Source organism: Paenibacillus sp. JMULE4, from assembly GCF_013337105.1.
GTDB lineage: Bacteria > Bacillota > Bacilli > Paenibacillales > NBRC-103111 > Paenibacillus_G > Paenibacillus_G naphthalenovorans.
In genome coordinates this window covers 239,424-264,815 of sequence record NZ_SGWF01000020.1, presented here as the reverse complement: position 1 = coordinate 264,815, position 25,392 = coordinate 239,424, and the positions used below count along the sequence as shown (strand labels likewise).

The following is a 25,392-nucleotide window of genomic DNA, read 5'->3' as shown; positions in this document are numbered from 1 at the left end:
GAGGGTAAACCCCAAGGGTGAATGTGGAGATCCACTGTGCGATCATACCAATATATCCATAGTTTGGATAAAATCGAGTTCAAGCTCTATTCCCGCCACCGGCCCTTACAGAAAAAAATGTAATCTATTCAATTGTTCACCAATGTCTATCAACATCCTCAAGGCGTCAAAGTTGAAAAACTAAGAATGGGCGGGAAAACAGGAGAAAAAATTACTTTATAGTGGGAGGGACTGTTTCGGATTTTAAGGCCGCCGCGTTTACCTTTGCCATCTGTTCGATCAATATCTCTCTATCCCATAGCTTTACTCCTAAACGTTTTGCACCGTCGATGGCTTGCTCTGTAAAGCCGCTGTTGGTGACAACCCATGCCTCATCGCATTTGTACACGTCTTTGCTTGTGTATGCCTGCTAGATAGCCTCATATCCGACATTCTTCTGCCATCGTTTTGCTTGAACAACGACTTTCTTGTTTGCGGATGTCAGAATGAGATCGGCACCGTAGTCACCTTGCCCGCCAGTGCGTTTGACTTGCAAACCTTGCTTTTTGAAAAACTGGGCTAGATATCGTTCGAAGGTTGTTCCGCTCATCTTATCAATCTCATGAATGTTGGCCCGCTCTAGCTTCAATTTAATATTTGCGAGGTATATCCCTAGTCCAGCGGCCATGAGGGCAATAAGTACAATAAGTAATGGATTTAACCAAGCTCCGCCGATCATTTTTCCTCCGTACTTGCCGATGATGACGTAGTTAAATACCAAAAAGAAGACCATTGCCATCATGCTTTTGACAGTAAACTCGATTATCATATCTTCTAACGTTTGCTTTTTCCGTCTTCGAGCCATTGTGTATCCTCCAGAGTTATAGAAATTGATTTTTGACCACAGTAAAGAAATCATGCCATCGCGGTTATTTCCTTGCTTCCCTTCGCCATCGGGGCCTTGCACACTGGACAATCTTTCGACGGCAGTTCCGCTTCCTCGAAGGTTTTTATACGTTGCCATGCATTGCATTTGTCGCTTGTGCATATCCATGCGAATACGGTTTCCGTTGTTGTCTTTTTGACAGTAGGAGATTTGCTTGCCGTCCCCGGATGTTGTTGACGGGATGGCGGGCTCGTTGTCCGTTTAGGGAAAGCATCCAATATGAACCTTGAAACTGCCGCTTTCTTCCCTCGAAGATAGGCAGGCGAGCTTATCAACAATTCATCTTTGGCTCGGGTGATGGCGACATACGCCAACCGCCGTTCTTCTTCTATCGCGGCTGTGACTTTATCGCGGCCTGAAAGCGTGGTGAACATGTCGTTCATTTTATCAGCGTCAAAGATGGAACTATGCGGCATGTTGCCTTCGGATGCACCAATCAGGCAGACTACCGGAAACTCAAGCCCTTTTGACTTGTGAATCGTCATCAACGACACATTATCATTGTTTTCATTATCGTGACGTCGGCGATTCATCGCTTTCCGTTTATCTGCAACTTCACCGATAAAGTAAACAAACTCTTCAATGGTAGCAAACCGTTTCGCAGACGATTCCAACTCGTCCAGCGTTTCACGCAGTATTTCTTTGTGGTGCGTCAATTTGTTCCGTTTGTTCGTCTCCAGATATTGATCGTAAAAATCCCGACGCATTCGTTGAATCGCATCAGCCGGTTTCATTGGCATTAGCAATTTGATCAGCTTCAGACGCTCCTTGAGCTTCTCTTTCTGAAAGTCCTTAAGGTCGGGAGATGATATCAAATGGATTAGCGGCCACTTTTTCTTTTGCATCGATTCCTGCTCGTAGATGAATTGCATGCCTTGCTCGCGATTGATGTATAATGTCGGCAATATGCCTTCCATCGCTTCGAACTCTTTCGGATTTAAGGAGAGACGGAAGTGATTGATGAGAGGCTTGACCAACCAATGATCGTAAAACGATTCCTCGCTCCCGTAATCGACGAACGGAACATCGTCCATGACAAACTGCTCGATGATTGCACGGCTATTGCTTGCCGTCCGAAACAGGATTGCAAAATCCCCGAAGTTCCGTTTTCCTTGCTTGACTTGATGCAGGATGAGATTTGTAATTATCCCTGCCTCATCGTCTGTATTTTTAGGACGGAGGTATTTCGGCGTCGCCTTGCTTTGCCGGGTTGCTTTCAACGTTTTCTTTTTCCGCCGCATGTTATGCCGGATCACTTCATTGCCGAGCCCGACGATACTGCTTGTCGAACGGTAATTGATATCCAGCGTAACCGTCTTGGCATCATGGTACAATTTGTTGAAGTTCAGAATAAATTCGTTCCTTGCACCATTGAAGGAAAATATGGTCTGGTCGTCGTCTCCGACGATCATCAGGTTCCGGTGCGGCTGAACGATCATCTTGATCAATTCATATTGCACCATGTTGGTATCCTGAAACTCATCGACCATGACGAAAAGAAACCGTTTCTGCAACGCGGCCAACAACGACGGTTTATGCCGAAGCATATTGTAGGCGATCAATAATACATCATCAAAGTCGATTTTGTTGTTTGCGGATTTCCACCGCTCATATTCAGCAAAAATCCGTTTCAGTTCCTTCTCCTCATCGGTCGTTTCCGGCAGGCTGTCCACATTAACCATCTGCATCTTGTACGATGATAGAAGGGACAACAACGATTCCGGCTGATAAGCGTCCTGCAAGCCCATCTCACGCAAAATACGCTTTAGCAGGATATGCTGATAACGGGTTTCGCTCAGGATGTCCTGCGTTACACCATGTTTTCTGATGATTTTTAGGAAAAACGAATGAAACGTTCGGGCTTGCACGGTTGCCGCAATGCTTTCACTCAGTCCGGGCAGTTGTGCGATGCGGTCACGCATTTCCTCAGCCGCTTTATTGGAGAACGTCACCAGCAAAATGTTTTTCGGATTGATGTTGCGAACAGCAATCAAATAGCCTGTCCGGCATACCAAAACAGATGTTTTCCCCGAACCGGCCCCGGCAAGTGTAAGCATAGGGCCCTTGTAATGCCGTACTGCTTGGATTTGCGGTTCATTCAGATATATTCCGCGTTTTTCCAATGTCCGAAAGAAAGAGGCGTCGCTGTCGGACTTAGAGATCAGGTCTTTGCTTGTTTTGACTGTTTCTACGTCGGCATTCGGGAACGTCGGACTTCCCGCTCCGAAGGGTGCTGTGAAAAATGTACGGGTACTCAATCCATCACCTTCATTTTGCTTGCATTGCCCATGTATTGCGAACATTCGATATGTTTTGATTTTACCATGATTTAGGTCTTTGTTCCTGTTTTTCTTGATAATATCTATCTTAACTGGATTATGTAACGTGAATTGGGAGTAGAATCGGTAGAATGACAAAATTCCGGCTTAGCACCACTTAACATGGGCAAAAATCCCGATGAATTCAACCCATAGCTGATGTTTCAGCAGATGATGGGCTAATGTCGGCCAATCAATATTCTATATATTGTTGATTTTGATGAATTGTAACGTACCAATTACATAGAAAAAGCCGAATTCGATTTGAATCGGCCTGGGAGTAATATTATTGATAGTAAGCTTACACTTGCCTCTATATCCAACCTCTTGATCGGGCATACCACACAACCCATATAAAGCCTGCTAACAGCAGGGTATGGAACGGAGCTATCCTTAAACAATAAAGCACGAAGCGAAGGAGATAATATGCAATCCATAAACCAAGGATGTACAACGGCCAAGTGTAGATATGTTCGCACCAGAACGAGCCTGTTGCTAACCGCGGCTTCAACCAGTAAATGCCGATAGGATACAACACAGCCATCAAAAGAATCATCAAGCATCCGAGACTGCCAGCGGTGTCTGAATTCCGTTCCTCCTTGACACCAAACAGCTTCTTCAACCCATGCTTAAAGGCTTCACCTAAAAGTAATTCGAGAAATTTATCCACCCAAATCCCGCCTTTCGGCCATGTTGTTTTCGCAGTAAAAAGGGAGCACGGCGGCTCCCAATGAATTGATTATGAAATCTACAAGTTGATGCGGCGGATTGCATTGCTGTTTTTATCGTAGAGAATGACATTACCGTTATTGTCGAAGCTGATTTTATCGATCTTCGTGATTGGCAACCCATCATTGTAGGTCAGGTTTTTGCCGTCTACAAACGTAGTCATGTTGCCATCCGTACTCAATTCGTAGATCGTCGCCCCACTGGTCAAGTAAAACTTGCCGTCATGCGAGGTGACGCTGTCAAACGGCGTGTTTTCGTATTCCACGATCTTGTCCACCTTAAGCGGGTACAACTGGACGCTGTAGAGTTTACTGCGGCCAAAGACAAACACTTTGTTGTCGGAAGCGATTGCCGCCGCGACAGGAGCGTAGCCATAAAAATCGGATATATCGATTGCTTTGTAATCCGAACTGCTAGCAAGCAAGTCAGCTTGAGCAGAAAATTGCCCCTGCAAAATGTTCGATTCATGGTCACCTGTTAGACCATAAATTACAGAGCGAGCATCAGGGAAAGCGATGAAGTCAAAGTACCGTCCTGCCTGTAGCCCATACGTGGTCATGCTGACGCCGGATGAAATATCATAAATGACCGAGACGTTCCAGTATTTCGACGGCAAATAAACATTCGATGCCAAGTACAGCTTGCTGTTGGCATAATCATAAGCTAGCTTCATTGGCGTTACATTCGTGTAATCGTAGTGCGAGACCTGACTGCCGTTTTTGAAATCTCCATTGAATGCATTGTCGATGGTTTTGTACGTTTCAACGGTTCCGTTAGAACTGTTGAATTTGCGAATCTTCTTGTTCGGGCTGTCCAAGAAGAAAATGTTGTTGTTCTTATCGACGACCATGCTGTCCACTTGATTCAACTTTGCCATACGCACTGGCCCATCAACGTCTCCGGTTCCATTGCCGCCTACCAAAGTATCCACACTAAATTTCGCCGCTTGAGACGGTTGAGACTGATTCGGCGTCGACGGATTTGTTGTCGGTGAAGTCGGTTGTGTTACCGGCGGCGTAGGCGTTGTTGTGGTCGATTGTTCGCTGCCGCCAACCCCTTTGTTATCGTTGCCGTATTGATAGGCTCTCCAGAGCAGTGTAGCGGCCTCTGCACGGGTTATCGAATCCTGCGGACGGAATGTTTCATCCTGATAACCGGATACGAGCCCATTTTCAACAGCGACTGCAACGTAATCCTTCGCGGCTTCAGAGATACCCGCATAATCCTTAAACATGGCCTCAATAATGCTTCGGTTAGCTAGGCGAGAAACGTCGTATCCCTTGAGCTTCACAAGTGCTACCGTGATATCTTCGCGTAATGCAGGAGCAGTCGGATTGAAGATGTAGCTTCCGTCAGCAGTGCGGTAGCCCGTCATGTAATCTTTTACAGCCTCGATGAAAGGCGAGTACCAATCTGTCGGTTTAACATCGCTGAACGATGAATAGTTTACTTTCTTCGCTTGAAGACCCGACGCTTTGACAATGATCGTAGCGAATTCGGCTCGGGATACTTGATTTTCCGGCCTGAACTTACCGTCCGGGTAGCCTTCGAGGACTTTGCGGGACGCCATTTCGCTTATGTATTTATTTGCCCAATGCGTGTTGGACACGTCTGCAAAAGTGACGGTCGGCGTATTGGACGGTGCGTTCTGCAATTCCTCACCGTACCCAGGCAGTGCCGCCGATGCCGAATCGAACAAGCTGAACACTAATATTACTGCGACGAGTAAAGATGTAATTTTCTTCACTGACATAGGCTCTTTCTCCAACTTCGACAGTCTTTGAAATAGGTTGCTTTTGATGCAATCAGGATCATCTCTTTATCAATTGGTGACGCCCTCCCTCTCTCTGATGAAAAATGTAGAATCTTGGCAATGGGCCAATCAGGCCTATTATACAACGAATTACCCTTATAAGTTAATACGTTTAGTATCACTATGATAGGATAAAAGTCTTGCTCTCACTCTACTAATCTGATGTAGAGGTGATGGCATGGCAGAGTTTATCCATATAGTTGGCGATCAAATTCGCAAGATTCGGAAGCTCAAAGGCATGACGCAAGAGCGGCTGGCAGAGCGATCCGGTCTGAGCTTCAGCTATATTAGTGACGTTGAACGAGGTACCCGTAATATATCGCTGGAATCGTTGGGCAAAATCATCAGTGCATTGGGTGTGAAACCCGCTCAACTGTTTGAGGATATTGAAGAATTGCCGATGCATTATGGCAGTGACAATATTCGCACTAAGATTGAGGACTTAAACGCTATGCTAAGCCAACGTCATGCAGATGAAGTGGACTTCGTGATCAAAGTGGCCCGCGAATTCCTGAACACTATTGATCGAAGGAAGCGTTGACGGCTATTTAATGGAGGAAAGATCGGCCCTATTTAGGCAAAAATCATATACATTTTCCGGAGGCACCACCCTGCTTTTATAACAAGGGGCTGGCCAGCCGTTTAATGCCCCACCCGGTTACATATGGACTGCTTTCTGCTGTTATTCAGCGGACGGCAGTCCTTTTTGTTTTTGCAGGCAGGCATAACAGCGAGGACATGGAAGGTGAGAGGCTTCCACGATAACGAGGAGGGATGCGTTTGTTCGGTTGGTAATGTTTGTCGGCGTGGCTGTCGGGGATGGAAATTGCATCCTCAGGTAACGGCTTTAGCGTGCAAGTGTGAATGGAATGTTTGGTCTGAAAAGTGAACTGGAGGCGAATGGATATGCATATTCAGATTTATGTGACTGGAGAAGGAGAAACGGTTGGCCGCTGGCTGTCATTACCGATGCACCCGGATGAGCTGAGGATGGCTATGCATGAAATTGCAGACGGCAATGAAGCCTTGGAGATTCGGGATTTTGAAGCCCCCTTTATTATCGAGAGGGACGACGACGTATTCACTGTCAATGAGGCCGCCGCTGTCATGGCTCAATACGATGATCAGCTTGTGTATGCCCTTTGCGGATGCACGGATAATGCAGATCAGGTCATTCGCATTCTGAATGGCGGACAGTTCCGTGTGTATTATGACGTTGACAATCTCTATGACGTAGCGGACGCCATGGTACGGGCAGGGCTCTATGGCCGCGTTCCTGTCGCCCTTAGGCGGTTTCTCGACTATGACAAGATGGTACGGGCGTTAGCCGATGCAGGTTGGCACTTTCATCCGGAGGTACGTGTTGCTGTTCAGCCGCTCTATGCAATGGATGCCGATTGATAACCGGGAAATCGGCTGAATCTCTAAAATAATGAAAACGGAGGAAGTGCAATGCAGATCAACGTGTATATCGCCAATCTGGCGAAGTACAACGAGGGTAAGTTAGTTGGCCGGTGGGTTGCTTTGCCGCTGGAGCGTGAAGAGTTGGAGTTTTGCATTAGTAAGGTATTGGGCCGCGATGAAGAATACGCCATCCATGATTACGAAGCCCCGTTTGAGATCGGCGAATACGATGATGTTTTCGCTGTTAATGAGGCGGTCAAGATCATGAGCCGGTACGACGATGCTTTGGTTGAGGCATTGTGTGAATACCTTGATAACCGCAATGAGGTCATCTGCGTTCTGGAGGGCGGCGATTACAGCGTATTCTATGGGGTGGATGATTTGGCCGATGTTGCAGAGCAAATGGTTGAAGAGGGGTTTTACGGGCCTGTGCCGCCCTCGCTGGCATCATACATTGACTATGAGAAGATTGGCCATGACTTGCACTGCGACGGTTGGCATATGAATCGTCGTCTCAGGGTTGCAGTACGGTTGAATTCATAATAGTCAGTGATTTGCTCAACAGAATCCGTCTATTGCCTGCTTGCATTAAAGCAGGTTATTTGTGTTTGCATTTTGACAGTGAAACTCGCCGGAAGTGAGATTAGCCGGACATCGGAAGGGGGTGAGCACATGGTAGTAAAACGGGGGTTGCCGGAGGACTTCAAACAGTTACTACGTCAGTTGGTAGCCAACGGACAATTCAGGATTGCCGGATTAGTCCTGCATACGTATTGCCGTCGCATTTACGGAGTTGATGAAGAAACCGCCGCACGCTGGATCGTGGCTTATTTCCGCCGCGAATTTTCTCAACAGTTGCAACGGCATCGGAAACAGACGGCAGAAGCGAGGTGATGACGCATTGCAAATTCGGAGAAAGGAGTAGCGGCAGATGAACTACGAATCATTCCGAAAAAACAGCCAGAAGGAATTCCTTGGACTTTGCCCGCAGAAAGGGTACATCTACTCTGTAAAACTTGATGCCGGGAAATACGCTGTTGTTGCACTCAAGAAAGCTAAAATCACTGTATTGATTACGTACACTGTTCAGCCATCGTTGGTCAATAGATGAGCGGCGGATTATCAGAGCGGAGCCCCTGAAGGGAGGTGAGGGAGATGCTGACGATGCAGGAGCTTATGCGGAAAAGAAATCAGTTGAAGGCAGTAATGCGGATGATGGATAGAAACGCGAGCTTTGATACCGAAGAAGGCAGGGTTTATGCTCAAACGCTTGTTAAGTTGGTTGTAATCGAAATGCAGATTGAAGCATTAGAAAAAGAAAAAATCGCCCGCATGTAGGAGCGGAGCGATCAAGAAAAAACTGTTGTCATCATCATCATAACCGAAGATCATATATCAAGCAATAGGAGAGGCCCGATATTGAGGCTTCTCCTTTTTGCGTTTACGGAGGATTCAAGTATGAATCAATATGGGATGTCCTCATTAAAGATTTTGCTGTCTGAAACGCTTCGTGAGAAGCCTGATAGCTATGTTATTGAACAACTCTTCGCCCGCGTTTCGAGCGTGCAAGAACTTCTGGAGCTTACGCATGAGGAAATCATCGAATGCGGGGCACGACCTGCAAAAGCGAAGCAGATCAAGTCTGCATTGCAATTGGGGAAATTTCTCGCAACACCGCCTAAGTCAACAGGGACAATAATCAGAAAGCCGGATGATGCATATGAAGTGCTAAAACCGCACTTACTGTATCAGCCAAATGAAAGGTTCGTAGTCATCGGATTGGGTACAAAAAACAATGTCGTATTCTCAGAGGTCGTATCTTCAGGGACGGCAAACAGTTGTCTTGTCACCCCGCTTCTTGTTCTAAGACCCCTGATAAAGCGTAATTGCGTGGCCGGGATTCTGGGGCATCAACACCCCTCGGGTTTGCCTGATCCGAGCCCAGAAGATTGCTCGGTCACGAAAAACATCATGAACGCCGCATCAACTTGTTCCATAGACATTCTCGACCACCTCATCCTCGGTGACAACTGCTATGTCAGCATGAAGGAACGTGGGCTCATGTGACCCCCGCATTGTTGCAACAACAATGAAAATTCGTATGATAGCGGTTCGCTTTTATTGGCGGGCCGCTTTTTCATTTCACAATGGAAGTGAGGCAACGGGATATGCGTGAGTATTGGTTGGAAGAATACGAGCGTTTAGTGGTCGCCGCTGATGAACTGCATCATCGGATCGAAGCTTGCGAGCGGTTAATCGAAAGGGTGCCGGTAGAAGTTTATCGCGGCGAGCAAGATGCTCATGAGGCTCACATACTGCTTCAAGCGGCGACAGAAATTCAGGCCGACCTGAATCAGAGGTATTGCCATATACGTCTGCAAAAAGCGATTCTCGCTCGGCTTATCGATGGGCTTCATTTGCCTCATTAAACAACATCAAATCACACATGGAGGATGAACGACTTGAACAAAAATGGCAAACAGCAGTATTTACCGGCGGCGGTGAAACAATTAGATGCAGATGGTGTTGGCGGACTTCATCCGCAGTTTATCATCGTCGTACAGATTATTGGAGATTCGCGTTGCATGGTATCCAAAGAATCGTTGCAGATAGTAGAATGCGTCTCCGAAGTTACCAAGGAACGATTCGAAATTGCTTTGCTGGCTGATGATATTACAGGTGACGGCGAGCGACGAAAGTTGAAGTCCTTTCAGCGGCTCATTGAAAAGTTGTGTGGCGGATGGCGAATGCATTTCTTCAAATCATCCGCCTCTACCACCGGAATGATGCTTGATCGTGTGAATAAGGTTCTTTTGGTCAATGCAGACGCGGTGTTACGGATGCAGTACTGTTCTGTGATAAAACTAATTGGCAAACTGTCGGGAATGATTGCTAACGTCTATAAGGGCGTAAAATCCACCGTGGGCGGGTTTAGTGGGCCGAAGGGTATAAAGAGTCTATTGTCTAGTAAAAACGCCGATATCGTCCTTGTAGTAAGCGAGAAAGGGTTGCTGTTCCCGCCCGGATTCGTGCTGAGTGCGGAGGAGCAGATGATGCGGATCACAATTACCGACACCAACCTTATCGTCTCTGCGGGTCGCCGCCGATGGATACATCGTTCTGCGGTTGAATTACAATTCCATGTCTATAAAATTACCGTCACCGTTGAGGATGACGCATATCTGGTCGCTGTTCCTCCCGATGTATTGCAAACATTAGGCGGGCCGGGAGCAGAGTTGTGGTTCGAATTGATTGCCGATTGATATTGCAAGAAGACATTCAGACACGCCAACAATGGGAAATCGGGCGGCTCCTTGCGTCGCCGCCCTGCTCCCATAACTCGTAATGTCCGGATTGAGAGGCGGTACTCAAAACAAAAACCACCCCACTGCCCCTGAGGGGCCGTAGGAAGGCTACCGCCCTCCTACACCTCCCGTATTACACTCGCCGCGTGGCGAACCCGCCAAACAAGTTGTCGGGAATTACAAGAGCGTGGGTACATGGACACCGCTCAGTCAAGCCTTCCCTGCGGCGGCTGTCGCCGGGCTTGACTAAGCTCACTGCTGGGCTTCTACCACCATTAGAGCTATTACCATGTATGCGATGAGAAATATACAACCCACCTCTCTAACCGATCAAACATTTGCTTTAACGAACATTTCGTTTTATATACAATGAAACCGATACCGCTTTTACGGAGGAAAATCACCATGAAGATGCAGATAAATAACTTTAAGTCACTATTGGCTCAGAACAAATCTGGCAAGAAATTCATTATTACAGATCAGTTTTTCATCTTTCAACGAAAGATACTGTCCGATGTATATGCTAATTTTGCAGACCAACAAGGCCATGCATTCAGGATTTATTTAGGGCTTGCTGAACGCTCGAAAATTGGCTAAAAACGGCGTCACAACAAGGGGTTTGAGCTCATTATGTCGAATTCATATGCAAAGAAAACACAGGAAATAGCAGCCAAAACCTTGCAGACGGAGAGTGACGAGCGTGTACAAGCCGACCGTGCATCTAGAAAACCAAATGATTTTGCCGGACGATTTCTTTCTGCCCTTCGGCGGGAAACTGGATAAAGAAAATCGTTGGGTTCAGTTGGCGAAGCTGGTACCATGGGCGCATGCCGAGAAAAACTACGGCCAGTTCTTCAAGGACACGTTTCGCGGGCAGCACACACTCAGCTTGCGAATGGGACTGGGCGCTCTCATTATTCAAGAGCGGATGCAGCTGACGGATCGGGAGACGCTTGCGTCGATCAGCGAAAATCCGTACATGCAGTACTTCATTGGCTTGGCCGGGTTCGAAATGAAGCCCCCCTTTCATCACTCCATGATGACGCATTTCCGCAAACGCCTGAAGGATGTGCTCGCCGAAATCAATGAGATCGTGGCCACCGAAGGCGCGAAGGAATGGAAGGACGATGACGAGGGCGACGCGAATGGCGGCGGCATAAGCAGTAAAAGAAAACGAGCAAGCAAGAAGAGCGCCTCTTCAGATACAGCGGAGCAACAAACGATGTTTGATGATGCGAAGGCCCAAGCCGTGAAGCCGGCGATCCCAGCCACTACGGAGCAGGCGCTTGCGGAACAAGCCCAGGAATGGGCGAATGAGCAGGCGTCAGCAAACGAGCCGCTTTCCACAGATAGGCAAGAACTCGTTACGGAAGCACCGCTCACTCCCAATGCAGGAACGCTTCTCGTTGATGCCAGTTGTGCACCGGCGGATGTCGCGTATCCAACCGATTTGAATCTACTCAATGAGGCACGGGAGAAGCTCGAAGGGATCATCGACACGCTGCATGAACCGGTTGTCGGTAAAGCGACAAAGCCGCGTACCTACAGGGAAAAAGCGCGCAAGCAGTATCTGGCGGTCTCCAAGCAGCGCCGTCCGGGACCGAAAGTGATTCGCAAAGCGATCAGGCGACAGCTTGGATACGTCGGGCGTAATCTGGCCATCATCGCCGAGCAGGCGAAAGAGCAGCCGCTTACGCTGCTTAGCCGCAAAGCCTGCCGCGACTTGTTGGTCATTCACGAACTGTATCGCCAGCAACTTCAAATGTACAACGGTCGTACACATCAGATCGAAGATCGGATCGTCAGCATTCACCAACCGCATGTCAGGCCGATCGTGCGCGGGAAAGCCAAAGCGCGAGTCGAGTTTGGAGCCAAGATCGCCGTAAGCATGACGAAGGGCTATGCGTTCCTTGATCGTATTTCCTGGGACAATTTCAACGAGAGCACGACGCTCATCGAGGCGATTAAGAAGTACCGCAGCCGCATGGGATGCTATCCGGCGGTTGTACAGGCGGATCAAATCTATCGCACGCGGGAGAATCGAAACTTCTGCAAACAACATGGCATTCGGCTCAGCGGACCGGCTTTGGGTCGACCGCCGAAAGACGGTCAGACAAACGAGCAGCGGCACCTGGCTAAACAAGATGCGGGGGAACGAAACGCCATTGAAGGCAAATTCGGAGAAGGCAAGCGAAAGTACGGGCTTGACCGTATTCGAGCGCGCCTTGCACAGACGAGCGAGTCCGTCATCACGCTGCAACTGCTGGTGATGAATCTGGAACGCAGGCTGCGCGTTCTCTTTTGCTTCATTTTTTCCATTCTGCTTCGCCGTCGCCCCACCATCATTTTCAGGTAAACAATCGTTCAGCAAGCCCTATTTATATCTCTGTCGGCATGTAGATAAGCGGTTCAGAAAATGCATTAAGACACTACAAGACATTAACATTGATCTCGGATACAAGAAACCTTTGCCGCCGGGAGCGACTAAACTTTCCAATTACTCGAAGGTAGTCGATAAGGCTCTGGATTGGTTAGAAAGAAATTATTTCATTGAGAGGACGAGCGGGCCCAGACAACCGTATCAGACTAAAATATTGGTGGCTCCTGATTATCATCCGGTGAAAAAAAGCTATCACAGTTGTGCAGAGATAAAGCTTAGTCCAAGAGGACTAAAGAATAGCAATACAGGCTATATAATGGTTCCTAATGAAGCTGTCGAAAATGATATATTAAACAACAAACCTGCTACACGCCAAAAATGGTCAATCCGGCGGTTGAAGACAATGTTATTATTGCATGGGCACTGTTGGCTGGAATACTTCGGCGGGGTTAATCCTCAAATTGTCTCTATCGATGAGCAAAACGAGACGATAGAGTTGGAGGAAGGGTTCTGCTATAACGTCAAAGGCTCGGTAAATGATATTACCGACACTGTTCTTGAATTGATCTACGAGGGATTGTTTATACCCGTAAAATGTCTTTTTGTTGATGACTTTTACTTCGGGGATGCAGGGCAATGTAATCCGCCTCAAAATGCTAAGGTTCAGGAGAAGATCATACTTCGGCCAAAGCACTTGTTAAAGAAGCCGGTTCATGACAAAACGATGATGATGAAGTGGGGGAGGATGCTTCCATGAGCATGACAATCAGAACATTGCAAGTTCCTCTACTGGATAAGACAATTACAGTAGAGCACGATCAAATGCGGTTTATAAGAATCTTTGACGAGCCAATAGGATTGCCGTACGAACATGAAGGTAAGCGGGGCGTACAGAATGAATCCCATATGCTTCAACACATTCCGATGATGGACTTCCAAGCAAAAATCACATCGTTGCTTAGAGCCGTCCTCAAAGATGCGAAAATCCCTTATCCATTAAAAGGGCAGTTCAGAGTTGAAATTGATGTTACCACTTCCAGAAGCATTAGCGAAATGCCGCTCCTGCTCTTGATGAAGTCGGTCGTGGATGGAATCAATAAAGAGATCGTTACTGATGACCATTGTATATTCTCATGTTCGATAAAGTACAATTGGCGGGCCCGTAATCGAAGAAGTGCTGTTACGAAGTCTCCAGATGTATTATCCGTCAGGTTGTTTGACTACAATGGCCCGTCATCATCGCCCGTAGTTGAGTTCAGAAAAGTTCACGTTCATGCAGTCCCCAAGACTGATCCGCTGTTACTCAATTATTCAAAAGATGTACGGTGGCCGTTGGGCAATTATGATTATCAAGACGATGTCGCGGCGGCCCTAAGAAATGACGGGATGCAGATCGCGGGCGGCGGGCCATACCGTTTGCACCTATTGTTCTTGGGCAACATTCTGAGCAAGGACGTTGACAATATGGCGAGGATGTATTATCCGATACTGCAACAGTTAGGACTTCGCAATGAAGATGTACTGGAGATCGTGCTTACTAAACAACAGGCAACACTTGCTGACAGCAGTTGTGTTCAGATTGCACTTGCACAAATATAATGCTTGCATCTACATGAGAAGCCTTGTGGCTCTAAGGGAGAAGCCCTGTCCATGAGGTACGTACCTACAGACATATAAAAGAGCAAGTATGATAGATTCATAGATTCTAGCCTGATCTCATGCAGATCGGGCTTTTTTATTTTCAGCATGCAAATGCGGATGGAAGCCTTGAAGGGAGTGATGCGATATGTAGTGCAATCTCATCCGCAGTCAGTGTCGTCGCTTCAAATCATCAAAACAACAATGATTACCGAAGGGAGCAGAAACGCAATGAATGTCGTCACTTATCTTCGCGTCTCGTCAGAACAGCAAGCCGAGCGTGAACTATCCATCCCCGCTCAACGGGAAGCGTTACAACGTTATGCGAATGAACGCGGATGGAACATCGTCGACGAATATGTGGATGAGGCGAAGTCCGCTAAAACCGCAGACAGGCCGTATTTCCAGCGGATGATTGCCGCCGCTCAACAGCCTGACAAGAACTTTGAAGCGATTCTCGTCCACAAGTTTGATCGCTTTAGTCGCAGTCGTGCGGATCATGTTGTCTACAAAGCCCTGTTGAAGAAACAGGGTGTTGTTGTTTTATCGGCAACCGAGCCAACCGAACCGGACACGCCCCACGGCGTTCTGCTCGAAGGAATGCTGGAAGTCATCAGTGAGTTCTATAACGTCAATTTGAAGCATGAGACGTTAAAGGGAATGCGGGAAAACGCGGCACAGGGGTTCCATTGCGGCGGAAGAGTGCCCTTTGGCTATCGCCGCGTTCAGCGGGGCAGTAAGGTCACGTACGTGCTTGGCCCGGATGAAGAAGTCAGGTTAGTCCGGCAAATGTTCAAGATGGCGGCAGAAGGAATGGGAGGGAAACGCATTGCCCGTGAATTGAATTTGCAAGGAGTGCCTGAAGGGTATCGCTGGAGACCATCAACGATACTCGCCATACTTGGCAATCAGGTTTACTTGGGCCATCGAGTATGGAACAAGAAATCAGTTGTCAACGGCACCATGAACCCTGCGGGCGAATGGATAGTTGCGAAAAACGCACACCCCGCCATTATTGATGAAAAACTGTGGTTTGCCGCCCAAGCGTCACTGATGTCGCGGAAGCTAAGATCATAAGCAGGTTTATCGCAGGTATGCCGGTTCACATCGGTGTACCTGCTTTTTTTATGTCCAAAAACCTTTATACGAAGGAGATGTTCACTCATGAAAGTTGCCATTTACGCCCGTGTATCGTCGGAACGTCAAGCTGACAAGGAGTTGTCTATCCCGGCACAGATTAAGGCCATCCAGCAGTATTGCCAGAACAAGGGTTGGGTCATCGTTAACGAATTTATCGAGAAAGGCAAATCAGCCAAGACCGATGTTCGGCCTGAATTTCAAAAGATGATCGCTCTGGCAAAGCGTCCGAATCGCCCTTTCGACGCAGTTGTTGTTCACAAGTTCGACCGGTTTTCCCGGAAACGAGACGACCATGTGATCTACAAAGCTTTGTTGAACCAATTTGGCGTTAAAGTCATTTCCGTAACCGAGCAGACAGAGGCGGAGACACCGCAGGACATGTTGCTTGAAGGCATGCTGGAAGTTATATCGGAGTTTTTTAACGCGAATTTGTCTACTGAAGTGCGGAAGGGTATGACACAGAACGCCAAACAAGGTTACAACAACGGCGGTACGCCGCCTTACGGCTACCGGACAGAGCATATTGCCCTCGGAAATCAGAAAACAAAATCAGTATGGGTTCCGGGGCCGCGTGAAGAAGTGGATGTTGTGAGATGGATATTCAATCAGTATGCCTACGAGGGGAAGGGATACCACAAGATAGCGTCCGAACTGAATGAGCGAAAGATTCTGTCGCAGAAAGGCGGTACATGGTCAGCAAGTACGATCCGTGCGATCATCTATAATGAATCGTATATTGGCCGCAAGGTGTGGAACAAGCAGGATTATCAGACCAAGGGCAAGAAATGGAGAGACCGTTCGGAGTGGATTATCACTGAGAATGCCCATCCTGCTTTGATCTCCAAGGAATTGTTTGAGTTGTGCCAAGAAAACGCCAAGAAGCGGCATAATGGCGGCGGGGAGACGCACAAGCCGTTTGATTCGAAGCCGGTATCACCTTTCTGGCTCCGAGGGGTGATGGTCTGCGACAAGTGCGGTACCCGAATGGTCGGAAATTCGGCTTCTACGCGAACCAAGAGCGGCGGGCAACAGTATTACACCTGCGGCGGTTATTTGAGGAAGGGCAAAGAGTTCTGTTCTTATGTCGGATGGCGGAAAGACCGGGTTGAGGAACTGGTTTCAAACAAACTGCGTACTGCGTTATTAAGGTTGTCGATGGATAACAATTTATCGGAAGAAATCCGGCTGTACCACAACGACAAGAATAAGCATCTGATCGCTCAGCAATCCAATCTGGAGGCGGAGATCAGCTTTCTGAAGAAAAAAGTTCAGGCTATCCAGGCGGACATACAGTCGGGCAAGGGGAAGCCATATCATCAAGAAATGCTCGATGAGATGAATCAGGAGTTGCAGGTGAAGGTGGCGGAGTACGAAGCTCTTGCTCAAGGAATTACGGCAGTCGATCTGCCCGACGAATATATCGCATCCGTGAAGTACGACATCCAGACTTTTATCAGCTTACTGGACGATGAAGTAGCTAATCCGCAAATGTTGCACCAACTTGCCGGGAAGTTCATATCGAAGCTGTTTATTCAGCGGGAGACGAAGAAGTTGTTTTTGACGATTCGATTCAACTACGGCGGCATTGAAGTTTATGAGAAAACGGTAGTCGCTGAATGGTAAGCGGGACTATATGAATAATCATTTTTAAGATATAATTGCAGGAGACTCTGCGGATTACAAAGTTTCACAAGGGGTCTCCTGCATTTGGTTATTTTTGTTGAAAAATGACGTTTCGGAAAGTTATAATATAGGAACAAATGTTTGTGTTGAGGAGGGTGGTATGAGGTGTCTAATTATACCTCAGTTGAAATCTGTGCTGGAGCCGGAGGACAAGCAATTGGTCTGGAACAAGCAGGTTTTGAGCACTTAGCTTTAGTTGAAATCGATGAGAAAGCTTGTCAGACATTGATTACAAACCGCCCTAGTTGGAATGTTATCAATTGTGATTTAAAACTTTTTGATGCGACACCGTATAAAGGTGTCGATTTGTTAGCAGGTGGCGTTCCTTGCCAACCATTTTCTACTGGCGGGAAACAGTTAGGTGCGGATGATGAACGTGATTTGTTTCCCGAAATCCCGCGATTAGTAAGAGAATGTAATCCAAAAGCGATAATGATTGAGAATGTACCGGGACTATTATCGCCTGCGTTTGAAAAGTACCGAAATGAATTTACTGAGGAAATGGACACCTTGGGATATAAAGGTTATTGGCAGTTATTAAATGCCTCAGATTATGGAGTTCCGCAATTAAGACCGCGAGTGATATTCGTAGCTCTCTTGAAAGAGTATGCTAGATTTTTTCAATGGCCTGCACCGGATATATTTACCAAACTAACAGTTGGCGATGTTTTATTTGAAGAAATGATAAGCAGGGGGTGGCAAGGTGCATACGAATGGCGAAACAAAGCCAATGCAATTGCACCGACTTTGGTAGGGGGCTCCAAAAAGCATGGTGGGCCGGACTTAGGCCCCACACGTTCCAAAAAAGCTTGGGCACAACTTCATGTGGATGGCCGTGGTATCGCTGATGAACCGCCAGCACCAGACTTTGTTGGTATGCCGCGGCTTACTGTAAGAATGACGGCTCTGTTGCAAGGTTTTCCGCCTGATTGGGAATTTGCAGGGAGAAAGACACCGGCTTATAGGCAAGTCGGAAATGCTTTTCCGCCGCCAGTAGCAAAAGCGGTAGGAGAGTCAATAAAGAAAGCATTGGATGCGGCACTGTCTAAGAGAAGGGGAATAGCTTGAGATGGCTCGGGGTACTAGAGGTAATGGTGCAAAAGCAAAATTAAGAAAATACTTTTTGGAGCATGTTGGAGAGGTGCTGGATTCTGATACGCTAAAAACAGTCGCCGACGGTGCAAGTGAATGGGCCAGGCGTATCAGGGAACTTCGGAACGAGGAAGGCATGAACATAATCACTCACAACGACAGGAGTGACCTGAAGCCGGGGCAATATGTGTTGGTAGATACAAAACCATTACCGGCTTTTGAACGGGCCATATCGAAAGAGACACGGGCTTTCGTGCTTGATCGAAATGGATTTACGTGCCAGATGTGCGGGGCAGTAGCCGGAGAGCCGCATCCATACGACCCAACAAGAAAAACCCGGTTACATATCGGTCATATTATTGATAAGTCCCTTGGCGGGACAGATGACCCTTCTAACTTAAGAGCGATTTGCTCGGTCTGCAATGAAGGAGCCGCAAATATTACACTAGAAAGACCCATGGCGAATAAGCTGTTGGCACAAATTCGTCGTGCTCCCGGCTCGGAGCAATTAAAGGTTCTTGAATGGTTAGTTCGGAAATTCCCCAAGCAGGCAGAAGATTTTTGTAAACAAAATAAATGATTCAGGAGTTGATGGATAAGATGGCCAATGCATTTCAAACGATAGAGCCTAACATTATTGATAATCCACAACTTAGAATTCCGCAGAAAGAAGCATATACCAAAATCTTTGAACATTATGAGGGTCAACCTGATGTAAGAGAAACTTCAATCATCTTGCCTGTAGGGTGCGGAAAATCGGGCCTTATTACATTGACCCCATTTGCAGTTAAATCTAGAAGGGCTCTAGTAATCGCCCCCGGTATTAACATTGCAGGTCAGTTATATAAAGATTTTGATCCTACTAAGGAAGATATGTTCTACATTAAATGCCGGGTATTAAACGGACAAGAATATCCCGAGCCTGCAGAAATTAGGGGCACGGCGACAAATGTTAGTGATTTGGAAGAAGCCGACGTTGTTATTACGAATATTCAACAGCTTCAAGGGAACAACAATCGCTGGCTAAGAGCCCTTCCATCAGATTTCTTTGACTTAATATTATTCGATGAGGCACATCATAATGTTGCTGAAAGCTGGAACATACTGCGAGAAGCGTTTCCGGAAGCTAGAATCGTAAATTATAGTGCAACTCCAAGAAGGTCTGATGGACAGCTGATGTCCGGGGAAATTATATACTCATTCCCAATTGTCCGAGCAATAGAAGAAGGATATGTAAAGAAGCTTAAGGCTGTTGTATTAAATCCACAGACACTAAAATACGTTCGGAGAGAGGATAATAGAGAAGTAGAAGTTAGTCTTGATGAAGTTCGCAGACTTGGTGAGGAAGACGCCGATTTTCGAAGAAGTATAGTTACATCGGAAGAAACGTTGTTCACTATTGTCGATGCTTCAATACGTGCCCTTAACAAGATCAGAAGCGAGTCTCAGAACCCTCGCCATAAGATTATTGCTTCGGCTCTCAATTATCAGCATTGCATTCAAGTTGTTGAAGCATATAGGGCTAGAGGTTTACAGGCTGACTATGTTCATAGCTTGCAGGACGGTGCTGAAAACGAGCGTGTGCTAGACCGGCTTAAAAATCATCAACTGGATGCCATTGTTCAAGTTCGGAAACTGGGAGAAGGATTCGATCACCCGCATCTAAGTGTAGCCGCAGTGTTTAGTGTTTTCAGGGAGCTTTCACCTTTCGTTCAGTTTGTCGGAAGAATCATGAGGGCCATCGATCAGAATGATTCTGAAAGTATTAATAATCAAGGAACAGTTGTTTTCCATGCAGGCTCCAATATCGCTAGATTGTGGAGCGACTTTCAGGAGTATAGTCAAGCAGACAGAGAGTTCTTCGATCAATTACTCCCGATGGAGAGCTTGGATTTCGGAGATGCAACAGAAATAGAAATTGAACCTAGAACAAGAGGGAGGAAACCAAACCAAGTTGAAATAAAGGGGCAAGCAGGTCTTATCATTGAAGAAATCCCATTAATTCTTGAAGATGCCGAAGTTCAAAGAGCGATTCAACTTTTGCAAGATAAAGGTGTGACCCTTGAAGACCTTCGTACCGCATATGAGCATAAACCCGTACCAACAACAAAGCAACGGCAAAGGCAAGCATCGAGACAAGCATTAGACGAACTTGTGAGGAATGAAACCGGGTTTATTTTGAAACAACGCGGAATTAATCCGCATGGACGCGAACTTGATAAGAAACACCTCGGAAAAACTAATTTTGTATTGTTGAAATCAGCTATCGATCGAAAAATAAATCAATTTGTTGGTAAGGAGCCCGGCTCAAGAAGCGAATATAGCTTGTCTGAGCTACAGGCTATTAAAGCTAACCTCCAGCAGATTGTTAACGAAGCTACTGCGGAGGTATTATAATGCCTCGGCCCAAATCATTTTTGAAGAAGCTTTCCGTTGATATTGCACGAAGAGGACATAAATGTCAACATATGAGTACACATGAAATTAAGCAGGGAGATAAGAGACTAAAACTTTCTGTCAACAGAACTGATGAGCATTATTGTGTTGAATGTGCAGTCAAAATGATTGATTTGGATATAGCTAAGTTAAATTCTATTCGAGATGATTTGCTTAAACAGTGATCTTTGTATTGCTGGGGATTAGGAAGAGTAGAGAATAAGGGAGCTAAATTTAATGGTTCCCTTATTTATTATTTTGACGGAGTATCAAATATGCAATGCAAAAGCATATGCGGGAGGAATTCGGACGCTTGAGTGATCCGGGGCAACAAAATCTAGCTGATGCCCGCGAAGTCGTCATTGCAGGTAAATTGATGTTGCAGGCTATACTGTCAGCCGTCCGTTGTCGGGGGCAAGCAGGTATGATCTTGTGGCGGAGAAGGACGGACGGTTTATCAAGATTCAGGTCAAGAGTTTGAAACAGGATTCTGCGTATAAGAATTCGCCGTTGCCGTTACCAAGTGTATGTCCTTGAAGCGTACTCACTCAACCCATTGTGTCTATGGTAACTTAAAAACAGGCCAGCAAAATCATTGAAAAACCGGCCACAACCGATAAACCTACTTGGAGAGAAAATCAACAAGTAGGGGCTGGGAGAGAATGATCGCGATGAACACGATGCAACAAATATTAATGATGCATATTCATGAGGGGAGGTCGCGCCGGGAGATTGCAAGATTGACAGGGATCCATCGGGAGACGGTTGGGAAGTACATCAGGCAATATGAGGAAAGGAGACAACAGCTACTAGCTGAGGGGAACAACTCGGTGGATATCCAAGCACTGATTGATGCCCTCACTACCGCGCCCAAGTATACAGTCGGAATTCGACCCAAACGAAAACTGACCGACGAAATGACAGCTAAGATTCAGGCTCATCTGGATGAGAACGAAGTAAAGCGAAGCCAAGGGCAACGCAAACAGCAAAAGAAGGCGGTAGATATCTTCGAGGCACTAGAAGCCGAAGGTATCCAAATCAGCTATAGTACTGTTCTTCGGACGGTTCGTAGTTTGGAACGAAAACCAAAGGAAGCATACATAAAGGCACTGTATGAGCTTGGGGACATTTGCGAATTCGATTGGGGTGAAGTGAAGCTCAAAATTAATGGAAAGTTTCAAACTTTTCAGATGGCAGTCTTCACATCCGCATATGGGAATTACCGTTTTGCATACCTGTTCACCAAGCAAACGACGGAATGCTTCCAAGAAGCACATGCCCTGTTCTTTCAGCATATCGGCGGTGTGTATCGAACCATGGTGTATGACAACATGAAAGTCGCGGTGAAACGGTTCGTCGGAACGGATAAGGAGCCGACACAAGGATTACTCCAACTGTCGCTTTATTACGGCTTTCAATTCCGGTTTTGCAATATTCGCAGCGGCAATGAGAAAGGACATGTGGAACGCAGCGTAGAAGTCGTGCGTCGGAAAGCCTTCGCCTTCCGGCACGAATTTGAATCGCTTGAAGAAGCGAACCAATATTTACAGGAGGTGTGCACTCAGCGCAACCAAAAGCCGCAAACCGAGAATAACGGCCAGACGGCGAAGGAACGACTGGAAGAAGAACGCCCCACCCTTTTGCCTTCCCCGCCCCCGTTTGACGCAGCCCGTGTACTTTACGGGCGGGCGGATAAATACGCGACGATTATGGTGGACCAAAATCGTTACTCCGTACCAGATCATCTGGTTGGAGAATCGATCATGATCAAGGTGTACTCGACCCGAGTGCTTTGTTTTCACCAAGAAACGAAAGTAGCGGAGCATGTACGGTGTACCGGCAGCCATGAGTGGCGGCTGGACTTGAACCATTATTTAGATACGCTAAAGAAAAAACCTGGTGCATTCGCCGGTAGCGCGGCGTGGCAACAGGCTCCCAAAAAGATAAAAACAATCTACGAAAGGTATTATACCAGACGCAACAAGGAATTTGTACAACTATTGCAATATATTCGAGATGATGCCAGTTTCGCGGAGATCGAGCAAGCTATTCAGGAATTGGAGTGGATCCACCCAGCCCATGTAACCACGGATAAAATTAAAGTGCTATGTGCCAAAAACCGAGATCTGGCGCCGGTGGTTCGGACGACACATTCGGAAACCGGCCAAGAGATTGCGGAGCGATCAGTTGAGCATTTGCGCATGTACGATGAATTGTTTGATACTAGGCCGACAGAAACGAAGGAGGGCGCTGCATGAGCCACTCGCCGCGCAAGGCGTTGAAGGAAATGATTCTGGAATACAGCAAAGAATTGCGGCTCCCGATGATTCGTAAGCATTTGGAAGAGCAAATTCAGGAAGCGACTCAACGGGACGCCAGTTACGAAGAATTTCTGACGCAACTTCTCGAAAAGGAATGCGATGCCCGTCGGGAAGCGTCCCGGTACAACCGAATACGGTTGGCGGAATTTACGCACAAAAAATATCTCGAAGATTTGGTTGTCGGGGACTTGCCGGAAGATGCACAGAAGAAGTTAAAACTGTTGAAAACGCTAGATTTTATCCGAGAAGGGCGCAACGTAATTCTGTCCGGAAACCCAGGGACTGGAAAAACGCACATTAGCATCGGGTTAGGTCTGAAAGCTTGCCTGGAGGGTTACAAAGTATGGTTTACAACCGTCCCCCTGCTCGTGAACCGGATCAGGGAATGCCGGTCGGAACAGACTCTACGTGCATTCCAGAACCGTTTCGAGAAGTATGATCTGGTCATAGCTGATGAGATGGGTTACATCTCGTTTGATAAAGAAGGGTCTGAATTATTGTTTACCCATCTGTCACTTCGGGCTGGACGTAAATCGACGATCATTACGACCAATCTGTCCTTTGAACGATGGGGTGAGATTTTTCAAGATCCGGTGATGACCGCTGCGATGATTGACCGGCTGACGCATCAGTCTTACATCGTCAACATGAACGGAAATTCATATCGCATGAAAGAAACAAAGGAGTGGTTGCAAAAACAGCAGTTGGCGTAGCTTTTATTTTTATGCCGCGTGGCCGGAAATTAAATGATTATGTGGCCGGATTTTCAGTTGACAAATACACCATTGAACGGTGAGAAGAAAGGGTAAAACCGAAACGAAGTCGATGTTATCGTCGGATACAATCATGAAGACGATTGTTTTGCGGCGGTACCGCTTGATGATTTCAATGGGAAAATGAGCGGTGTCGTCCATGCAAGAGAAGGCACTCGGTCGAAGTATTTTAATTCATGGCTGGCGTTGTTAGAGGTTTAGGATGGATCGCGGCAGTTATTGGAGGAGTAAGAATGCAAATTAACCTAATTGATGAGTTTACAGAAGAACTGAAATCGGGAAAGAAGTTAGTAGTATTACCCATTTCAAGATTCGATATTAAAGAAGAATTCACAGTAAGTAAATATCGGTTTTTTCCAGGTGGAGCAGTTGATATTATTTCCCTAAGGCCAATACATTCGGATGTTATAACGCAAGGGCTTAGTTTGAGAGAGGTAGCTACAACAGCTACGGGAGTGACAATCGATACATTCCAAACCAATACTCTTGTAGCGTTTATGGCAGACATTGACTGGGAAGAATTCTTATCAGCAGATCACAATTATGACTTGAAACTTATTACTAAGTTATCGCGTGATGTTGAACGAGTGATGGACATCATAAAGTTTCATTGTTGTCGAGCTGATTTGATTGATACTTTACCAGGTAGAGTTGGTGCTTGGAGAGATTCCAACGGCTTTTCGACCGCATTAATTTACACCCTAGAGGATCATGAAAGTTACATAATTGCTGGGGCAGTTGAGACACATTGTGTAATAAAAGGTGTAGGTCTTGATGAAGTGTGTGATTTTGATGAGAATCATAGAAAGTTTATTGAGAGTAGAAGTGAAGTAAGCTCAATTGCACGATTGGCATTGTCGATGAATAGCGAGTTTTTAGAGTCAGCAAACCCTACCTCAAAGTTTGTAAAGGCAATGACTATCCTTGAATTCCTTGCATATCCAGATAGATACGAAAAGTTTGATGAAGTGAAAAAGCAAATAAGTATTCATAAAGCACGCAGTATTCAAGAGTACGAAACTTTGAAGGAAAGATTCTACGAACTAACTGGAAAAAGGGATCCAGTTACCAAGGAGTACATCGGTTATAGAACAAGAATTGTTCATATGGGCCACTATCTAGAAGATGTATTAGACAACAACGAAACTAAAATAAAGAAACTTATGCTAGAACTTCAAGGATACATAGCTACGGTAATAAATCACATGATTGAAAACCATGAGATGACGTGGCAAGAATTTTTGGAGTTCAGAAAGCAACGACGGGTTGCTCTAGGCCTCCAACAAGGTGTTTAAAGTTACGGGGGGCCTCTAAGGTGACATCAAAACCGTGACTACACCCGTAGAAGCCTGTGTGGCGTTATTTTCGGACAGGGGGTTCGAGAGTCTGTCAAGAATTTTGTGTAAACTCGGTTATGCCAAAGTTTGGTGCCGGA

The 25,392-nt window shown here is 46.5% G+C and carries 23 protein-coding genes and 2 pseudogenes; 22 read left to right on the top strand and 3 right to left on the bottom strand.

What is annotated here, in order from left to right; translation table 11 throughout:
• Nucleotides 1-211: 211 nt before the first annotated feature.
• The 3 genes and pseudogenes from EXW96_RS27910 to EXW96_RS24070 form a co-directional block, all read right to left on the bottom strand.
• Nucleotides 212-667: pseudogene (locus tag EXW96_RS27910) on the bottom strand (restriction endonuclease).
• 227 nt (nt 668-894) lie between these two features.
• Nucleotides 895-3,183, bottom strand: a complete 2,289-nt coding sequence (locus EXW96_RS24075; protein WP_174351609.1) for a UvrD-helicase domain-containing protein — start codon at nt 3,181-3,183, stop codon at nt 895-897.
• 808 nt (nt 3,184-3,991) lie between these two features.
• Complete coding sequence (locus EXW96_RS24070; RefSeq protein ID WP_174351608.1) at nt 3,992-5,725, bottom strand: S-layer homology domain-containing protein; 1,734 nt, start codon at nt 5,723-5,725, stop codon at nt 3,992-3,994.
• Between the two features lie 238 nt (nt 5,726-5,963).
• Here EXW96_RS24070 and EXW96_RS24065 point away from each other — a divergent pair, with 238 nt between their 5' ends.
• The 22 genes and pseudogenes from EXW96_RS24065 (at nt 5,964) to EXW96_RS23965 (ending at nt 25,252) form a co-directional block, all read left to right on the top strand.
• Nucleotides 5,964-6,326 (top strand): helix-turn-helix domain-containing protein, encoded by a 363-nt coding sequence (locus EXW96_RS24065; protein ID WP_174351607.1) that lies wholly within the window; start codon nt 5,964-5,966, stop codon nt 6,324-6,326.
• A gap of 365 nt (nt 6,327-6,691) precedes the next feature.
• Nucleotides 6,692-7,186, top strand: a complete 495-nt coding sequence (locus EXW96_RS24060) for an antirestriction protein ArdA (protein ID WP_174351606.1) — start codon at nt 6,692-6,694, stop codon at nt 7,184-7,186.
• Nucleotides 7,187-7,237: 51 nt separating this feature from the next.
• On the top strand, nt 7,238-7,732 hold the full coding sequence (locus EXW96_RS24055; RefSeq protein WP_174351605.1) for an antirestriction protein ArdA: 495 nt from the start codon (nt 7,238-7,240) through the stop codon (nt 7,730-7,732).
• Nucleotides 7,733-7,861: 129 nt separating this feature from the next.
• A complete protein-coding gene (locus EXW96_RS24050) occupies nt 7,862-8,083 on the top strand; it encodes a hypothetical protein (RefSeq protein ID WP_174351604.1) in 222 nt (73 codons plus the stop codon).
• Between the two features lie 37 nt (nt 8,084-8,120).
• Nucleotides 8,121-8,300: a hypothetical protein gene (locus EXW96_RS24045; protein WP_174351603.1), complete on the top strand. Its 180-nt coding sequence runs from the start codon at nt 8,121-8,123 to the stop codon at nt 8,298-8,300.
• A gap of 44 nt (nt 8,301-8,344) precedes the next feature.
• Entirely contained in the window at nt 8,345-8,527 is a 183-nt protein-coding gene (locus EXW96_RS24040; RefSeq protein WP_174351602.1) for a hypothetical protein, read from the top strand.
• A gap of 120 nt (nt 8,528-8,647) precedes the next feature.
• Nucleotides 8,648-9,256 carry a JAB domain-containing protein gene (locus EXW96_RS24035; RefSeq protein WP_174351601.1) on the top strand — a complete coding sequence of 203 codons (609 nt, stop codon included), beginning with the start codon at nt 8,648-8,650 and terminating at the stop codon, nt 9,254-9,256.
• Nucleotides 9,257-9,357: 101 nt separating this feature from the next.
• Nucleotides 9,358-9,618 (top strand): hypothetical protein, encoded by a 261-nt coding sequence (locus tag EXW96_RS24030; protein WP_174351600.1) that lies wholly within the window; start codon nt 9,358-9,360, stop codon nt 9,616-9,618.
• A 33-nt stretch (nt 9,619-9,651) separates the two neighbouring features.
• Nucleotides 9,652-10,452, top strand: a complete 801-nt coding sequence (locus EXW96_RS24025; RefSeq protein ID WP_174351599.1) for a hypothetical protein — start codon at nt 9,652-9,654, stop codon at nt 10,450-10,452.
• Nucleotides 10,453-11,194: 742 nt separating this feature from the next.
• On the top strand, nt 11,195-12,850 hold the full coding sequence (locus EXW96_RS24020; protein ID WP_174351011.1) for an IS5 family transposase: 1,656 nt from the start codon (nt 11,195-11,197) through the stop codon (nt 12,848-12,850).
• 112 nt (nt 12,851-12,962) lie between these two features.
• Nucleotides 12,963-13,631, top strand: a complete 669-nt coding sequence (locus tag EXW96_RS24015; RefSeq protein WP_174351598.1) for a hypothetical protein — start codon at nt 12,963-12,965, stop codon at nt 13,629-13,631.
• Entirely contained in the window at nt 13,628-14,473 is an 846-nt protein-coding gene (locus EXW96_RS24010; protein ID WP_174351597.1) for a hypothetical protein, read from the top strand. The genes EXW96_RS24015 and EXW96_RS24010 overlap by 4 nt, the downstream gene beginning before the upstream one ends.
• A gap of 159 nt (nt 14,474-14,632) precedes the next feature.
• On the top strand, nt 14,633-15,589 hold the full coding sequence (locus EXW96_RS24005) for a recombinase family protein (protein ID WP_254611544.1): 957 nt from the start codon (nt 14,633-14,635) through the stop codon (nt 15,587-15,589).
• 87 nt (nt 15,590-15,676) lie between these two features.
• Nucleotides 15,677-17,275 (top strand): recombinase family protein, encoded by a 1,599-nt coding sequence (locus EXW96_RS24000; RefSeq protein WP_174351596.1) that lies wholly within the window; start codon nt 15,677-15,679, stop codon nt 17,273-17,275.
• Between the two features lie 165 nt (nt 17,276-17,440).
• Entirely contained in the window at nt 17,441-18,403 is a 963-nt protein-coding gene (locus EXW96_RS23995; protein WP_174351595.1) for a DNA cytosine methyltransferase, read from the top strand.
• A gap of 1 nt (nt 18,404) precedes the next feature.
• Nucleotides 18,405-19,007 (top strand): HNH endonuclease, encoded by a 603-nt coding sequence (locus EXW96_RS23990; protein ID WP_174351594.1) that lies wholly within the window; start codon nt 18,405-18,407, stop codon nt 19,005-19,007.
• Nucleotides 19,008-19,027: 20 nt separating this feature from the next.
• The gene (locus tag EXW96_RS23985) at nt 19,028-20,824 is read left to right on the top strand and encodes a DEAD/DEAH box helicase (protein ID WP_174351593.1); all 1,797 of its coding nucleotides are present in this window, start codon (nt 19,028-19,030) and stop codon (nt 20,822-20,824) included.
• Between the two features lie 411 nt (nt 20,825-21,235).
• Nucleotides 21,236-21,400 carry a group I intron-associated PD-(D/E)XK endonuclease gene (locus EXW96_RS28710; protein WP_375256478.1) on the top strand — a complete coding sequence of 55 codons (165 nt, stop codon included), beginning with the start codon at nt 21,236-21,238 and terminating at the stop codon, nt 21,398-21,400.
• Between the two features lie 125 nt (nt 21,401-21,525).
• Nucleotides 21,526-23,121, top strand: a complete 1,596-nt coding sequence (gene istA, locus EXW96_RS23975) for an IS21 family transposase (protein WP_155615814.1) — start codon at nt 21,526-21,528, stop codon at nt 23,119-23,121.
• A complete protein-coding gene (gene istB, locus EXW96_RS23970) occupies nt 23,118-23,897 on the top strand; it encodes an IS21-like element helper ATPase IstB (RefSeq protein ID WP_174349575.1) in 780 nt (259 codons plus the stop codon). The genes istA and istB overlap by 4 nt, the downstream gene beginning before the upstream one ends.
• A gap of 111 nt (nt 23,898-24,008) precedes the next feature.
• Nucleotides 24,009-24,158 (top strand): annotated as a pseudogene (locus tag EXW96_RS28705) (hypothetical protein); the annotation flags it as partial.
• A complete protein-coding gene (locus tag EXW96_RS23965) occupies nt 24,134-25,252 on the top strand; it encodes a hypothetical protein (protein ID WP_174351591.1) in 1,119 nt (372 codons plus the stop codon). The pseudogene EXW96_RS28705 and the gene EXW96_RS23965, both read left to right, overlap by 25 nt.
• Nucleotides 25,253-25,392: the final 140 nt, after the last annotated feature.

Bases quoted from the DNA above. Each gene is read 5' to 3' on its own strand.
- EXW96_RS24005 (WP_254611544.1), top strand. From the start codon at position 14,633: ATGGAAGCCTTGAAGGGAGTGATGCGATATGTAGTGCAATCTCATCCG.
- EXW96_RS24030 (WP_174351600.1), top strand. From the start codon at position 9,358: ATGCGTGAGTATTGGTTGGAAGAATACGAGCGTTTAGTGGTCGCCGCT.
- EXW96_RS24070 (WP_174351608.1), bottom strand. From the start codon at position 5,725: ATGTCAGTGAAGAAAATTACATCTTTACTCGTCGCAGTAATATTAGTG.
- EXW96_RS23990 (WP_174351594.1), top strand. From the start codon at position 18,405: ATGGCTCGGGGTACTAGAGGTAATGGTGCAAAAGCAAAATTAAGAAAA.
- EXW96_RS24050 (WP_174351604.1), top strand. From the start codon at position 7,862: ATGGTAGTAAAACGGGGGTTGCCGGAGGACTTCAAACAGTTACTACGT.
- EXW96_RS23965 (WP_174351591.1), top strand. From the start codon at position 24,134: ATGGCTGGCGTTGTTAGAGGTTTAGGATGGATCGCGGCAGTTATTGGA.
- istB (WP_174349575.1), top strand. From the start codon at position 23,118: ATGAGCCACTCGCCGCGCAAGGCGTTGAAGGAAATGATTCTGGAATAC.
- EXW96_RS24045 (WP_174351603.1), top strand. From the start codon at position 8,121: ATGAACTACGAATCATTCCGAAAAAACAGCCAGAAGGAATTCCTTGGA.
- EXW96_RS24065 (WP_174351607.1), top strand. From the start codon at position 5,964: ATGGCAGAGTTTATCCATATAGTTGGCGATCAAATTCGCAAGATTCGG.
- EXW96_RS24000 (WP_174351596.1), top strand. From the start codon at position 15,677: ATGAAAGTTGCCATTTACGCCCGTGTATCGTCGGAACGTCAAGCTGAC.
- EXW96_RS24010 (WP_174351597.1), top strand. From the start codon at position 13,628: ATGAGCATGACAATCAGAACATTGCAAGTTCCTCTACTGGATAAGACA.
- istA (WP_155615814.1), top strand. From the start codon at position 21,526: ATGATCGCGATGAACACGATGCAACAAATATTAATGATGCATATTCAT.
- EXW96_RS24055 (WP_174351605.1), top strand. From the start codon at position 7,238: ATGCAGATCAACGTGTATATCGCCAATCTGGCGAAGTACAACGAGGGT.
- EXW96_RS23985 (WP_174351593.1), top strand. From the start codon at position 19,028: ATGGCCAATGCATTTCAAACGATAGAGCCTAACATTATTGATAATCCA.
- EXW96_RS24040 (WP_174351602.1), top strand. From the start codon at position 8,345: ATGCTGACGATGCAGGAGCTTATGCGGAAAAGAAATCAGTTGAAGGCA.
- EXW96_RS24060 (WP_174351606.1), top strand. From the start codon at position 6,692: ATGCATATTCAGATTTATGTGACTGGAGAAGGAGAAACGGTTGGCCGC.
- EXW96_RS24035 (WP_174351601.1), top strand. From the start codon at position 8,648: ATGAATCAATATGGGATGTCCTCATTAAAGATTTTGCTGTCTGAAACG.